The following is a 14,326-nucleotide window of genomic DNA, read 5'->3' as shown; positions in this document are numbered from 1 at the left end:
ATGCCCGCCACGATGAGGCTGGAGGCCCGGGGCGTCTCGAAGACGTTCGGATCGACAGTCGTGCTCCGAGACGTCGACCTCGACGTCGCTCCGGGCGAGATCCACGCCCTCATCGGCCAGAACGGGTCGGGCAAGTCGACGCTCGTGAAGATCCTCACGGGCTACCACGCGCCCGATGCCGGAGCCACGCTCTCGGTGGACGGGCAGGCCCTTGACCTGCCCGTCCGCTGGAGCACGGCGTCGGCCGCCGGTGTCTCGGTCGTGCACCAGGACCTCGGGCTGCTCGACCACCTCACGGTGTCGGAGAACATCGGGGTCGGCGGCTTCGTGCGGCACCGGCTGTCGCGGAAGATCGACTGGCGCGCGCAGCACGCCATCGCCAGGCGGGTGCTGGACCGGCTCGACGTGCCCATCGACCCCGGCGCTCCGGTCGCCCCGCTCACCGCGATGCGCCGAGCGGAGGTGGCCATCGCGCGTGCCCTGCGCGACCAGCGCCCCGGTGAGGGACTGGTCGTCCTCGACGAGGCCACCCGGTCGCTGCCCCGCGAGGAGCTGGCGCGGTTCCACGCGCTGCTGCGCAAGGTGGTCGCGGACGGCACTGCTGTCCTCATGGTCAGCCACAACCTGTCGGAGGTGCTCCGGCTCGCCGACCGTGTCACGGTGCTGCGAGACGGCGCCGTCGCCGCGGCCGGCATCCCCACCGCTGGGCTGTCGGAGCACGACCTGGCCCGGCACATGCTCGGCAAGACCGTCGAGGCGGTCGGCCGGACGCGTGAGCCGCTCGCCGAACCGGCCGGACTCGCTGCCTCCGTCGAAGGCCTGAGCAGCGGCGGAGTCGACGACCTCTCGTTCACGGTCGGCCGAGGGGAGATCGTCGGCCTCACCGGCCTGCCGGGGTCGGGCTTCGAAGCCGTCGCGCACCTCGTCACCGGCGGTCGCCGGGCGCGGGCCGGTCGCCTGACGACGCAGGCCGGCAGCGTCGACCTCACCCGTGCTGACGTCGCGACGTGCCTGGCCCTCGGAGCGGCGCTCGTTCCGGAGAAGCGCATCCTCGAGGGGCTCGCCGTCGAGCTCAGCATCCGCGACAACATCGCCGTCCCGAGCCTGCGTCGCCGCGGCCGGCCGTGGCACGTCGGCCGTCGCTGGCAGGACCACGAGGCCCGCTCGTCGATCGCCCGCCTCGGCATCCGGACCCGCTCGCCCCACGCCCTGGTCAAGGAGCTGTCGGGCGGCAACCAGCAGAAGGTCCTCTTCGCCAAGTGGCTCTCCGTCACGCCCGGCCTGCTCGTCCTGCACGAGCCGACCCAGGCGGTGGACGTCGGGGCGCGCGTCGACATCCTGCGCTCCGTGGTCGAGACCGCAGCCCGCGGCGTCGGGGTGCTCCTCGTCAGCATCGAGCCGTCCGACCTCGCCGAGGTCTGCGACCGCATCCTCGTCCACGGCCCCGGTGGCCTGCGCGAGATCCGAACCCAGGATCCCGACGCGGTCCTGCAGGCCATCTACTCGGAGAGCTCCCAGGACCCCGAGAACCCCGAACACCACGCGCCCGCGCTCGCCGCAGGAGGACCGACCCATGACTGACAGCACCACCCGCAGCGCGGCCGAGCGGCTGAGCGAGCAGACCGGACTGACCGAGCGCATCCTCACCGACAGCGGCCGTCCTGAGCAGCCGGCCGAACCGCCCCGCCGCGTCACGCTGCGCAGCAGGTTCGAGCCGTCGTGGCTGCACACGATCACGAGCAAGTACGCGCTCGTGCTCGTCTGGGGGGCGATGGCGCTCGTCTACTACATCCTCATGCCGACCCGGTTCGGCTCGTGGGGCGCCTTCTCGTCGATCTTCGGCAGCCAGCAGGTGCTCGTGTTCCTTGCCATGTCGGCGATGATCACCCTCGTCGTGGGCGAGTTCGACCTGTCGATCGCCTCGGTCATGGGCATCGCCGCCACTCTCGTCCCGGTGCTCTCCGGCGTCCACGGTTGGAACGTCTGGCTCGCCTGCCTCGTCGCGATCGGCGTGTGCCTGCTCGCCGGAGCAGTCAACGCGTTCTTCGTCGTCGTGATGGACGTCTCGAGCTTCGTCGTCACCCTCGGCACCGGCACGCTGCTCATCGGCCTCGCACAGGTCGTCTCGGGATCCAACATCGTGTCGGTCAACAGCCCCGAGCTGAGCAACCTCGCGACGTACGAGGTGCTCGGGATGCCGATCTCCTTCTACTACGGCATCCTGCTCGCGGTCGGCATCGCGTACCTGCTCGGCTGGACTCCCTTGGGCCGCAGCATGATCTTCGTCGGTGCCAACCCCGAGGTCGCCCGCCTGGCCGGCATCCGGGTCCCGCGGATCCGCGCCGGCGCCTACCTCGCCGGCTCGCTGCTGGCCGGCCTCGCCGGCGTCATCATGGTCGCGACGGTCGGCGGCTTCGACTCCTCGACGTCGGCGACCTACCTGCTGCCGGCCCTGGCCGCCGTGTTCCTCGGCACCGCCGTCGTGCAGCCCGGCATGTTCAACCCCATCGGGACGATCATCGCCATCTACTTCCTGACGACCGGCATCTTCGGGCTGCAGCTGCTCGGCTTCTCCGGCTGGATCCAGAACGTCTTCTACGGCGCCGGCCTCGTCGTCGCCGTGACGCTGGCCAAGGTCGTGCGGGACCGCTCCCGCACCGACTGACGACACCGTCTGACCACCAGCGCCCGTCGGCGCACCACCACCTTGAGAGGGGCGAACTCGCCATGCACGAGGCCACCCGATACGTCCTCGACCACGCCGAGGAGCTGCGTGCCGAGTCCGGCCCGAGCGACGAGCTCGGCAGGATCACCGACCGCACCGTCGAGATCCTGCGCGCCTCGGGCGGCATGAAGCTGTTGCAGGCCAAGGACTGCGGCGGTCTGCAGGGACACCCCAACGACTTCATGGACTGGGTCATGGCCATCGGGATGAACCACCCGTCGGCCGGCTGGGTCGCCGGGGTGGTGGGGATCCACCCGTGGGAGATCGCGATCGCCGACCCCCGGCTCCAGCAGGAGGTCTACGGCGAGGATCCCGACACGTGGGTGGCCTCGCCGTATGCCCCCTTCGGGCGCGCCAGCCGCGTCGAGGGCGGCTACCTCTTCAGCGGGCAGTGGCCGTTCTCGACGGGAACCGACCACGCGCAGTGGGTCATCCTCGGCGGCATGGTGGCCGACGCGTCCGGCAAGCCGCTCTCGCCGACCGACCTGCGGCACTTCGTCCTCCCGCGCTCCGACTACGAGATCGTCGAGGACAGCTGGAACGTCATGGGGCTCACCGGTACCGGGTCCAAGGACGTGCGGATGCGCGATGTCTTCGTGCCCGAGCACCGGGTTCTCGACGGGGTGCTCGTGCGCGACAACACCTACAGCGACCGCTGGCGTGCCGGTGAGGCGCTCTATGCGATGCGCTTCGGCGTCATGTTCCCCTTCGCCATCTCCGCCGGCACCTTCGGCATCGCACGGGGCGCGCTCCGGGCGGCCCACGGCCACATCGCCGCTCGGGTGTCGTCGCAGGGAAGTGCCTCGCGGACCGACCCGTTCGTCCTCGCGGCGCTCGCCCGCGCGGAGTCCGACGTCGAGGCCGGCATCAGCCACGTGCAGTCGATGATCACGCGCTTCTACGACGCCGTCGCCGACGGCGGCGACATCACGGTGAAGCAGCGGCTCCGGTTCCGGGTCGACCAGGTGCGGGCGACCGACCGGGCGATCTCCGCGGTGCACGAGCTCTACCGGCTGCTGGGCTCCAGCGCCATCCAGAAGGGGTCGCCGCTGGAGCCCTTCTGGCGTGACCTGCAGGTGGCCGCCACCCACGTGTGCAACGCCAAGGAGCCCTGTTACCTGGCGTGGGGCCTCGACGCGTTCGGCGGAGAGATCCCGGCGTCCGCCCAGTACTGAGCCGGGCGCCGGACGTGTCGGCCCGTGACGCGCGAGCGGCGCTCGCGGCCGCCATCGTCACGGTCAGTCATCCACCGGAGAGGCGCCGGTCCGCGATGGGGGTCTATCTCGCGGGCTTCGCCATCGCCCAGGTGTCCGGCCCGCTCGTCGGAGGCTTCGTCACGAGCCTGCTCGGCTGGCGGTGGCTCTTCGTCGTCGGCGTGCTCATCGCCGTGGGTGACCTGGTGGTCGGTTGGCGGCCGTTGTCCCGGGTGCCGACCCGGCCGTTCACCGGCGCCCGGCTCGACCTGCCGGGCAACGCGCTCATCCTCGTCGTGACGACGTTGCTGCTCATCGCCCTCGCAGGCGTGCAGCAGGTCGGGTGGGCGAGTGCGAGGACCGTGCTCCTGCTGGCCGGCGTCGTCGTGGCGCTACCGGTCTTCGTGGCGGTCGAGCGACGGGCCCGGTGGCCGGCCGTGGCGGTCGAGCTGCTCGTCGACCGGCAGTTCTTCCTCGCCAACCTCGCGGGCTTCTGCCTGTGCGTCGGTCGGGTGGTCCCCGCCGTGCTCTTCAGCCTGTGGTTCCAAGGCGTCCACGGCGAGGACCCCCGCACGGCCGCCCTGCAGATCACCCCGCTCGCCGCCGCGGTCACGGTCGGCACGGTGGCGGTCGGAAAACTCGGCCGCAGAGGCGACGACGTCGTGATCTCGCGGGTCACGGCCGGCGTGGCCCTGTGCGGGGCAGCGCTCCTCGCCCTGACGATGTATACCGGCGCGGAGCCGCCGGCCATCATGGCCGGTCTCGTCGTGCTGGGCCTCGGCTGCGGCGCGTTCCAGACGGTCAACGGCGCGATGATCGTCGCGATGGGCGGCCTGTCGCGGGCCGGCACGCTCAACGGCATCCGGGCCACCGCGCAGCAGTCCGCCGTCTCAGTGGGTACCGCCCTGCTGCTCTCCCTGGGTGCGGGTGGTCTCACCCCCGACGCGTCCGCGGCCTACTTCGCGGGTCGGACGGAGCGTCTGGGGCCGACGGCGCTCGGGGTCCTGCTCGAGGGCCATCGCGCTGCCGTGCTCGTGCTCCTCGGCCTGACGGCCACCGGGCTGCTCGGCGTGCTCGGCCTGCGTCGCCGATGACCCTCCATGGAATGCCAACCACAGTTTCTGAGACGAACCCCTTGTGGGACGAGGGGCATGCCCGTACATTCGCTGTAGCGATTACTACAGACACGGGTCGATGAAACTCAATCGGCCGGCGTCGCGCGAGAGAGGCAGCAATGGTGCTGACATCCGAGCAGACGAGCCGCACGGTCGACACGGCCTCCGGCACGATCCACTTCAACGAGGCCGGTGACCCGGAGTCCCCGGCGGTCGTGCTCCTGCACGGCTCGGGCCCGGGGGCCACGGGGTGGAGCAACTTCAAGACCAACATCGAGGTGCTGGCCGAGCACTTCCACGTCATCGCGCCCGACATGCCCGGTTGGGGCCGGTCGCAGGCCGTCACGCGTGAGGAGTCCGACCACGCCCGCGCCGCCGTCGACCTGCTCGACGCACTCGGCATCGCGAGGGCTGCCTTCATCGGCAACTCGATGGGCGGCATCACCACCCTCCGGCTCGCGACCGAGTACCCGGAGCGCGTCACCCACGTCATCACCATGGGCCCCGGCTCGGGCCCCCAGCCGAAGATCGTCTCACCCGGTGGCGGCCTGTCCGAAGGCATGCGCACGCTCGTCGCGGCCTACCGCGACCCGTCCGTCGAGTCGATGACGCGCCTCACCGAGGTGATGACCTACGACAGCGCACGCTTCGCCACCCCGGAGCTGGCGGCCGAGCGTGCGGAGAACGCCAACGCCCACCCGGAGCACCTCGCGAACTACCTCGACGGCTTCGCCAAGGGCGGTCCGATCGCCAAGTGGTTCCGCCTCGAGGACCTGCCGAAGGTCGACATCCCGGCCCTGCTCATCCACGGCCGCGACGACCGCGTCGTCCACTTCGAGAACACCCTGCTGCTCCTCGCGCACCTGCCGAACTCCCGCGCCGTCCTGCTCAACCGCTGCGGCCACTGGGCCCAGGTCGAGCACGCCGACGAGTTCAACCGCCTCGTCATCGACTTCGTGAGCGCCAACTAGCCCGCGACCCGCACAGCCGGCGCCTTCGCGACGCCGCCGGAAAGGAACGACCCATGACCGACGTGCTCGGCAACATCAAGGAGAACGCCTCCCTCCTCAAGGACGAGGCCAAGCCCAGCGACGACCTCGGCCGGCTCACCGACCGCACCGCGAGCGTGCTGCGCGAGAGCGGTGTCATCCGCCTCTACCAGCCCAGGGAGTGGGGCGGTTTCGAGGCGCACCCGGTCGAGTTCATGGAGGCGGCCATGGCCGTGGGCGCGGCCTCCCCGTCCGCGGGCTGGGTCACCGGCGTCGTCGGCGTGCACCCCTGGGAGATCGCGATGTTCGACGCGCGCCTCCAGGAGGAGATCTGGGGCGAGGACCCCGACACGTGGACCGCGTCGCCCTACGCGCCGTTCGGCCGGGCCAAGAAGGTCGACGGCGGGTTCCTCTTCACCGGAAGGTGGCCCTACTCGACGGGCACCGACCACTCCGAGTGGGTCATTCTCGGGGGGCTCGTCGTCGGCGACGACGGCGAGCCGACAATGCCGCCCGACATGCGCCACTTCGTCATCCCGCGCAAGGACTACGAGATCGTCGAGGACAGCTGGAACGTCCTGGGCCTCAAGGGAACCGGCTCCAAGGACGTGCGGATGACCGACGTCTTCATCCCCGACTACCGCGTCGTCGAGGCCCCTCTCATGCTCAACGGCGCGTACGAGGACCGGCAGCCCGGCAAGTCCCTCTACCGCCTGAAGTTCCCCGTCGTCTTCTCCGCGGCCATCAACTCGGGCACGCTCGGCATCGTCCAGGGTGCCCTCGACGTCTACCGCTCCTACATGGAGCAGCGCGTCTCCGCCGACGGCCGCGTGGCCCGGCGCGACCCCATCCAGCTCAACGTCTACGGCGAGGCTGCCGCCGACGTCGCTGCGTCGCGGACCGTGCTGCTCAACGACATGAAGGAGCTCTTCGACCACGTCGACAAGGGCGGCGAGGTCTCGTGGAGCCAGCGCCTCACGGTGCGCCGCAACGGCGTTCGCGCGGTGCGTCGAGCCGTCGACGCGGTCGACCGGCTCTACAAGCTGAGCGGCGCCCAGAGCATCCACGAACGCCTGCCCAACGAGCGCTACTGGCGCGACATGCAGGCCGGCCTCAGCCACATCTGCAACGTCTCCGAGGCCATCACCGTCGAGTGGGCCACCGACGACCTCGGCGGCGAGGCCTCGGTGCCGCCCGTCTTCGCCTGAACCGTCCGAACCGACCACCCCCACCTGACGAGGAGATCGACGATGATCACGTCACTTGCCTACCTGGGCATCAACTCACCCAAGAAGGACGAGTGGCCCGAGATGGCCACCCGATTCTGGGGCGCGATGGTGACCGACCCCGGCCCCGACGGGGCCGTGCGCCTGAAGTTCGACGACGCCGAGTGGCGTCTGCAGATCCACCCCGGAGACCACGACGAGACGGCCTACATCGGTTGGGGCGTCGACTACGAGGAGGACATCGACCGCGTCGAGAAGGCCCTCGCCGACCTCGGCGTCTCGAGCGAGCGCGGAGACGAGGCCTTGGCCCAGGCCCGCGCCGTCAACCGGATCCTCGTCTTCACCGACCCGTGGGGCTTCCGCCACGAGGTGACGTGGGGCCAGAGCCACGTGCGCGCCTCGTTCCGCCCGGGCCGCGCGATCACCGGCTTCGTCACCGGCGCGCAGGGCCTCGGCCACGTGCTGCTGCTCATGCCCGACATCGAGGCCGGCCACGAGTTCTTCACCAAGCTCGGCTTCCGCCTGTCCGACAAGATCATCGTTCCCGGCCGGCTCAACGCGCGCTTCTACCACTGCAACGCGCGGCACCACACGCTGGCGCTCGGACAGTGCCCGCCCGGCGTCGCCGGCCTCAACCACCTGATGATCCAGGTGGGCTCGATCGACGACGTCGGCACCGGGTACGAGATCGCCCAGGAGATCGGCGTGCCGATCACCCTGACGATCGGGCGCCACTCGAACGACCAGCAGTTCAGCTTCTACCACTCGACGCCGAGCTCGTTCCACGTCGAGTACGGCTACGGCGGCCTCGAGGTCGACGAGGAGACGTGGATCCCCAAGGTCTACGACCGGACGGCCGTGTGGGGCCACGAGCAGCACCCGGACGGCAAGGGCCGCCCGCCCGGCATCATGCACCCGCTCGCCGACCCGTCGCTGCCGGCGGCGCAGGAGGCCTGAGTCGTCGTGTCCGCAGTCCCGGCCCCGTTCGAGGCGGCCGCGACGCTGGTGGGGGTCGGCCCTGCGCCGACCCCCACCGCACGTCGCGAACGTCTCCGTGCCCTCCTCGCCCTCCGCGCCGAGGGCTCCACCGACGACGGCACCCTCGTGCTGCCCGGTGCGACCGACGCGCTCGGTGTCCGCCTCATCGAGGAGGCCGGCTTCGAGGCCGCGTATGCCACCGGGGCCGGCCTCGCCAACGCCCAGTACGGGGTGCCCGACATCGGGCTCGTGTCGCTCGGCGAGGTGGTCGAGCACGTCGAGCGCCTGGCGTCTGCGACGCACCTGCCGCTCGTCGTCGACGCCGACACCGGGTTCGGTCAGCCGGTCATGGCCATGCGAGCCGCCCGGCGGCTCGAGCGTGCGGGTGCTGCGGCGCTGCAGCTCGAGGACCAGGACATGCCGAAGCGGTGTGGCCACTTCGACCACCACGCCCTCATCCCCGCCGAACACATGCAGGCCAAGCTCGTCGCGGTACGCCAGGCGCTCGAGGACCCGGCCACGGTCCTCATCGCCCGCACCGACGCCCGCAGCGTGCACGACATCGACGAGGCGATCCGGCGCGGCCACGCCTACGTCGAGGCGGGCGCCGACGTCATCTTCGTCGAGGCGCCGCGCACGGTCGAGGAGCTGGAGCGGGTCGGGCGCGAGCTCGCCGGCGTACCCCTCGTGGTGAACGTCGTCGAGGGCGGCAAGACCCCGCAGCTGACCCTCGCGGAGTACCGCGACCTGGGGTTCGACATCGTGCTCTTCGCGAACTTCCTCATGCGAGCGGCCATCCGCGCCGGGTCCGAGGCCCTGGCCCACCTGCGCGCGACCGGCGAGACCGCCTCGTACGCCGGCCGGATCGCCACCTGGCAGGAGCGCCAGTCGCTCTTCCACCTCCCCGAGTTCTCCTCAGCCGAGGCCCATTTCGATGCGCCAGCGGGTGCGCGATGAGGGAGGAGCCGGGAGTCCCGGCCACCGGCCTGCCCGTCGACGCCGAGGTGCCCGACCGGGTCGGAGTGCTCGTGCTCGGGGGAGGTCTCGCGGGCGCCGCCGCCCTGCTCGCCGCCGCCGAGGCCGGGCAGTACGCCGTCCTGCTCGAGAAGACGGACGCCTTCGGTGGGTCGACGGTGCGCTCGGCGGGGCTGTCGGCCTTCGTCGGCACGGATGAGCAGCAGGAGCAGGGCATCCCGGACTCCGTCGAGCTGTTCCGCAAGGACCTGCTCGAGACGGGCGGTCACGTCAACGACGAGGCGCTCGTCGACCTCTACTGCGAGCGACAGCTCGACACCTACCGCTGGCTCAAGGCACACGGTGTGCGTTACGGCCACATCCACGCCGCGTCGGGGCAGTCCGCTCCGCGCTCGCACCCGACCGACACGACGGCGATGCTCCGGTCGCTCTTCACGGCCGCCGGACGCCTCGGGGCGCGCCTCGCCCTCGGCGCTGACGTGCGACGGATCCTGCACGACGGCACCCGCGTGACCGGCGTACGCGTGATGCACCGCGGTGAGGAGCGGGAGGTCCTCGCCGACGCCGTCGTCCTTGCCACCGGTGGCTTCTCGCGGGACCGCGAGATGCTCCAGCGCTTCGCACCGCAGATGGCGCAGGCACTGCTGGCCGGGGGAGAGGGCAACCGGGGCGACGGGCTGCGGATGGCGATGGCGCTCGGCGCCGGCCTGCGCGACCTGCCCTACGTCAAGGGCACCTACGGGATCTTCCACGAGCCGCACCACGGCGAGGACGGCACCGGCATCCTCGCGGTCTACAAGGGGGCGGTTGCCGTCAACCGGAGCGGACGCCGCTTCGTCGACGAGTCGATCCCCTACAAGGCCCTCGGCGACGCGAGCCTGGCCCAGCCGACCGCCCGCACCTGGCAGGTGTTCGACGCCAAGGTCATGGCGCAGTCCAACGACGAGGTGCCGATCTACGACTTCGCCGGTCGGGAGCGCGCCGGCATGCTGCAGACGGCCGACACGCTGGCCGGGCTCGCCGAGCTGCTGGGCACGGAGCCCGGCGTGCTCGAGGCCGAGATCGTCGACTACAACGAGCGCATCGCCGCGGGTCGACCCGACCCATTCGGACGCGTCCACGTCGTCGGCGGTGTCGGTGAGCGGCAGCCCATCGACACGCCGCCGTTCTACGCGCAGCTGTCCGGCACGGTCGTGCTCGCGACGTACTGCGGCGTCACCGTCGACACGTCGATGCGCGTGCTCGACGTGTTCGGTGAGCCCATCGAACGGCTCTACGCCGCAGGTGAGCTCGTCGGCGGGTTCCACGGCGCGGGCTACATGACCGGCACGTCGATCGGGAAGTCGGCCGTCTTCGGCCGTATCGCCGGTGACGTTGCCGCACGTGAGGAGAGTGAGCTCCAGTGGTGACCGACCTGTTCGACCTCACCGGCAGGGTGGCCGTCGTCATCGGCGCGGCCGCGGGCGGGCTGGGGGAGCGCATGGCGCGCGCCCTCGCCGACCACGGCGCCACGGTGGCCGTGGCCGACCTCGAGGGTCGGGCCGACACGCTCGCCGAGACGCGTGCGCTGTGCGGCGGCACCGTCACGGCGCACGCCGTCGACGTGACGAGCGAGGACTCCGTGCGTGCCCTCGCGGACGAGGTGGTCGCGGCGCACGGGCGGGTCGACGTCGTCGTCAACGCGGCCGGGGTCATGCTCCGTCGTGAGGTCGCAGAGACGTCGCTCGAGGACTTCGAGCGCATCATGCGCGTCAACGTGTCCGGCTGCTGGCTCGTGGGCCGCGAGTTCGGCCCACGCCTCGCGGCCGCGGGTTGGGGCCGCATCGTCAACGTCACGACGGTCTACGCCGAGCGCGTCGGCCCGGTGCCCGAGAGCGCCTACTACGCCTCCAAGGCGGCCGTCGTGAACGTGACTCGCTCCCTGGCGAGCGAGCTCGGGCACTCCGGCGTCACCGTCAACGCCATGGCACCGGCCGTGTTCTACCCGACCGCGATGACCGCGCCGCTGGGCGACGACCCCGAGCGCCTCGAGTGGTTCGCGCAGCGCACCATGCTCGGCCGTCTCGGCGACCCCGCCACGGACCTCGCCGGCCCCCTCGTCCTGCTCGCGTCACCCGGCTCGGCGTACATGACCGGCCAGGTCGTCTACGTCGACGGCGGCTGGTCCGCGTGGTGACTCCCGAAACCCACTGTCTTCCAAGGAGAAGCGCCTGATGTCCCCGAAGTCTGCCCTGTTGATGCTCGACTACCAGGTCGCACTGGCCCAGGAGGGTGAGCTGTGCCTCGCCCCGCCGCTCGCCGCCCAGGTGCGTGACCGTGCCGTGCTCTCGACGGCCGCGCAGGTGCTGCAGGCCGCGCGCAGCGCCGGGGTGCCGGTGTTCCACGTCCGGCTCGCCTTCGACCCGACGTACCGGCTGCGCACCAACCGGCTCCCGCGCTTCGACGGGTACCCCACGAACAACAAGATGCTCGCGGGGTCCGCCGAGGCGCAGTTCGTCCCCGAGCTCGCGCCCGTCGACGGCGAACCGGTCGTCGACAAGGGCTGCGTCAACGCCTTCATCGGCACCCCGCTGCGCGAGGTGCTGGCCGCGGAGGGTGTCGACCATGTCGTGCTGGGTGGCATCGCCACCCACCTCGTCGTCGAGTCCACGGCTCGGCACGCGTCCGACTCCGGCCTGCAGGTCAGCGTGGTCGAGGACATGTGCGCCGCCCCCGACCCCGCCCTGCACGAGTTCGCCGTCACCCGCACCCTGCCGCTCTTCGGTGACGTCCGAACTGCCGCCGACGTCATCGGGAGCTGGTCATGAGCACGACGACGCGCGAGTCCGCAAGCAGCGCAGAGGCGCCCACGGCCACCGACTACGACGTGGTCGTCGTCGGCGGCGGCATCGCCGGGCTCTCCGCAGCGCTGTCCGCCGCCGAGAACGGGGCCAGGGTCGCCCTGCTCGAACGCTCGGTCGAAGCCGAGACCGGCGGCAACACCCGCTACACCGAGGCCTACCTGCGGATGAGGTCCCTCGACGAGGTGTCCGCCGGCCTCGCCGACACCCTCGTCGACGACTTCATGGGCCACCCCGACCCGGGCATCACGGCCGACTCCGGCCTGGACTGGGAGCGTCGCAACCCGCTGCTGCGGGCACATCAGGTCGTCGACCTCGACTACGTCGCCGCCTTCGAGGACAACGCCGGCCCCACCCTTCGCTGGCTCGAGGGCCACGGCATCTCCTTCGGCGAGCTACCGACGCTCTTCCTCACCGTGTCGACGACGCGGATGGCGCCCGTCGGCGGCGGCCTTGCGCTCGTGGAAACCCTTGGTGCCCGGGCACGCTCGCTCGGGGTGGACTTCCACTTCCGCACCACGGCACGGGCTCTCGTCGTGGACGACTCGGGGGCCGTGACCGGTGTCGAGGCGTCCGGCGCAGACGGCGGACGGCGGACCTTCACGGGCACCGTGGTGCTCGCGAGCGGCGGCTACCAGGGCAACGCCGAGCTGATGGCCCGCTACCACGGTCCGCTCGGGATGCTGTGCCGTCCCGTCGCACGAGGGGGCAACTACAACAAGGGCGAGGGCCTCGAGATGGCGATGGCCGTCGGTGCGGCGACGGCCGGCAACTTCTCGCTCTTCCACGCCGAGCCCGTCGACCCGAGGTCGGGGGACCCGGAGGCGGCGATCATGGCCTTCACCTACGGCATCCTCGTCAACGTCGAGGGGGAGCGCTTCGTCGACGAGGCGCGAGGCCCGGTCGACGCGTGGTACGAGCGCACGACTCGTGACATCCAGGCCCAGCCCCGCGGCGTCGCGTGGATGATCCTCGACGCTCAGGGACAGTCGATCCCGAACCTGCGCACGGCGATCCGCTCGGACGTGCCCCCGGTGAAGGCCGACTCGATCGCCGAGCTCGCGGCGAGGATCGACGTCGATCCCACCACGCTGGAGGCGACCGTTGCGGCCTACAACGACGGCTGCCCCGAGGGGGAGTGGGACCCGACCCGTCCCGACGGGCTGGCCACCGACGGTGTGACTCCGCCGAAGTCCAACTGGGCCAAGCCGATCGCGGCCGGACCGTTCATCGCCTACCCGGTGATGTGCGCCAACGTGTTCACCTTCGGCGGTCTCAAGGTCGACGCCGGCTCCCGCGTCATCGACCGCGACGGCCGTGCCATCCCGGGCCTCTACGCCGCCGGTGAGATGACGGGCCTCTACTACTCCAACTACACCGGCTCGACCTCGGTGCTGCGTGGAGCCACCTTCGGGCGCATCGCCGGGGCCGACGCCGCGGCGCTGGCCGCGAAGGAGCGGTCGTGAAGATCTGGCACCAGAGCTTCACGGTGCTCGACGACGTGCCGCACTACCGTGACGCGCTCCAGCGGCACCTGGCCAAGGTGGCCGATCCCGGCACCGAGGTGCACCTGCACGGCATGAAGCCGGGCACGTACCCGAGCGACTACCCGGGGACCCACATCGGCTACGCGTACCTCTCGGGCCTCCACAAGGAGCAGTTCGTGCACGCCGCTCTGCGGGCCCAGGACGAGGGCTACGACGCGTTCCTCATCGCGACGATCCCCGACACCGCGTACGAGGAGTGCCGGTCGGTCGTCGACATCCCGGTGCTCGCATTCGGGCAGACCTCGGTGCTCATGGCCTCGACCCTCGGAACCACGGTCGGCATCGTCAACTTCATCGGGGCCCTCGAGCCGCAGCTGCGCCGCAACCTGCGCACCTACGGGCTCGACTCCGTCGTGGGGCCGATCCGGCAGGTGGAGGCGGGGTTCACCGACGTCATGGGGGCGTACGCCGCTCCGGACGCCCTGCTCGGGGCGTTCCGCACCGCGGCCCGCGAGGCGATCGCGGCTGGCGCGGACGTCATCGTGCCGGGGGAGGGGCCGCTCAACGTCTTCCTCGCCGACCACGGCGTGAGCCGGGTCGACGAGGTGCCGGTCGTCGACTCGCTCGGCACCCTGCTGCAGGTCGCCGAGATGCGCGGTCGGCAGTACCGGGCAACCGGTCTGGTGCCGTCGCGTCGTGGCTTCCACCACGCGCAGCCGCCGCGCGAGCTCGTGGACCGGGCTCGTGCCTTCTACGGCGTCCCCGAGGCGCTGGACGCCTGAGCGCTCGAACCACACG

The 14,326-nt window shown here is 71.3% G+C and carries 13 protein-coding genes; all 13 read left to right on the top strand.

The features are described 5' to 3' along the window. The 13 genes from AC3A5R_RS05515 (at position 1) to AC3A5R_RS05455 (ending at position 14,310) form a co-directional block, all read left to right on the top strand. Positions 1 to 1,581 (top strand): sugar ABC transporter ATP-binding protein, encoded by a 1,581-nt coding sequence (locus AC3A5R_RS05515; protein WP_487619724.1) that lies wholly within the window; start codon positions 1 to 3, stop codon positions 1,579 to 1,581. Further along, complete coding sequence (locus AC3A5R_RS05510) at positions 1,574 to 2,665, top strand: ABC transporter permease (protein WP_487619723.1); 1,092 nt, start codon at positions 1,574 to 1,576, stop codon at positions 2,663 to 2,665. The genes AC3A5R_RS05515 and AC3A5R_RS05510 overlap by 8 nt, the downstream gene beginning before the upstream one ends. 62 nt (positions 2,666 to 2,727) lie before the next feature. Beyond that, positions 2,728 to 3,900, top strand: a complete 1,173-nt coding sequence (locus tag AC3A5R_RS05505; protein WP_487619722.1) for an acyl-CoA dehydrogenase family protein — start codon at positions 2,728 to 2,730, stop codon at positions 3,898 to 3,900. Then, positions 3,819 to 5,012: an MFS transporter gene (locus AC3A5R_RS05500; protein WP_487619721.1), complete on the top strand. Its 1,194-nt coding sequence runs from the start codon at positions 3,819 to 3,821 to the stop codon at positions 5,010 to 5,012. The genes AC3A5R_RS05505 and AC3A5R_RS05500 overlap by 82 nt, the downstream gene beginning before the upstream one ends. A gap of 140 nt (positions 5,013 to 5,152) precedes the next feature. Then, entirely contained in the window at positions 5,153 to 6,004 is an 852-nt protein-coding gene (locus AC3A5R_RS05495) for an alpha/beta fold hydrolase (protein WP_487619720.1), read from the top strand. Between the two features lie 53 nt (positions 6,005 to 6,057). Beyond that, positions 6,058 to 7,230, top strand: coding sequence for an acyl-CoA dehydrogenase family protein (locus AC3A5R_RS05490; protein WP_487619719.1), 1,173 nt, complete (start codon positions 6,058 to 6,060; stop codon positions 7,228 to 7,230). A gap of 42 nt (positions 7,231 to 7,272) precedes the next feature. Beyond that, the gene (locus AC3A5R_RS05485; RefSeq protein WP_487619718.1) at positions 7,273 to 8,205 is read left to right on the top strand and encodes a VOC family protein; all 933 of its coding nucleotides are present in this window, start codon (positions 7,273 to 7,275) and stop codon (positions 8,203 to 8,205) included. A 6-nt stretch (positions 8,206 to 8,211) separates the two neighbouring features. Beyond that, entirely contained in the window at positions 8,212 to 9,183 is a 972-nt protein-coding gene (locus AC3A5R_RS05480; protein ID WP_487619717.1) for an isocitrate lyase/PEP mutase family protein, read from the top strand. Then, positions 9,180 to 10,610 carry an FAD-dependent oxidoreductase gene (locus AC3A5R_RS05475; RefSeq protein ID WP_487619716.1) on the top strand — a complete coding sequence of 477 codons (1,431 nt, stop codon included), beginning with the start codon at positions 9,180 to 9,182 and terminating at the stop codon, positions 10,608 to 10,610. Before AC3A5R_RS05480 ends, AC3A5R_RS05475 begins: the two co-directional genes overlap by 4 nt. Then, the gene (locus AC3A5R_RS05470; RefSeq protein ID WP_487619715.1) at positions 10,607 to 11,377 is read left to right on the top strand and encodes an SDR family NAD(P)-dependent oxidoreductase; all 771 of its coding nucleotides are present in this window, start codon (positions 10,607 to 10,609) and stop codon (positions 11,375 to 11,377) included. The genes AC3A5R_RS05475 and AC3A5R_RS05470 overlap by 4 nt, the downstream gene beginning before the upstream one ends. A gap of 37 nt (positions 11,378 to 11,414) precedes the next feature. Continuing rightward, positions 11,415 to 12,008, top strand: a complete 594-nt coding sequence (locus AC3A5R_RS05465; RefSeq protein WP_487619714.1) for a cysteine hydrolase family protein — start codon at positions 11,415 to 11,417, stop codon at positions 12,006 to 12,008. After that, a complete protein-coding gene (locus tag AC3A5R_RS05460; RefSeq protein ID WP_487619713.1) occupies positions 12,005 to 13,507 on the top strand; it encodes an FAD-dependent oxidoreductase in 1,503 nt (500 codons plus the stop codon). The genes AC3A5R_RS05465 and AC3A5R_RS05460 overlap by 4 nt, the downstream gene beginning before the upstream one ends. Further along, on the top strand, positions 13,504 to 14,310 hold the full coding sequence (locus AC3A5R_RS05455; protein ID WP_487619712.1) for an aspartate/glutamate racemase family protein: 807 nt from the start codon (positions 13,504 to 13,506) through the stop codon (positions 14,308 to 14,310). The genes AC3A5R_RS05460 and AC3A5R_RS05455 overlap by 4 nt, the downstream gene beginning before the upstream one ends. Positions 14,311 to 14,326 lie beyond the last annotated feature (16 nt).

It is taken from the genome of Intrasporangium sp. Soil_C_50 (assembly GCF_057656595.1).
This window is presented reverse-complemented; position numbering and strand designations above follow the sequence as displayed.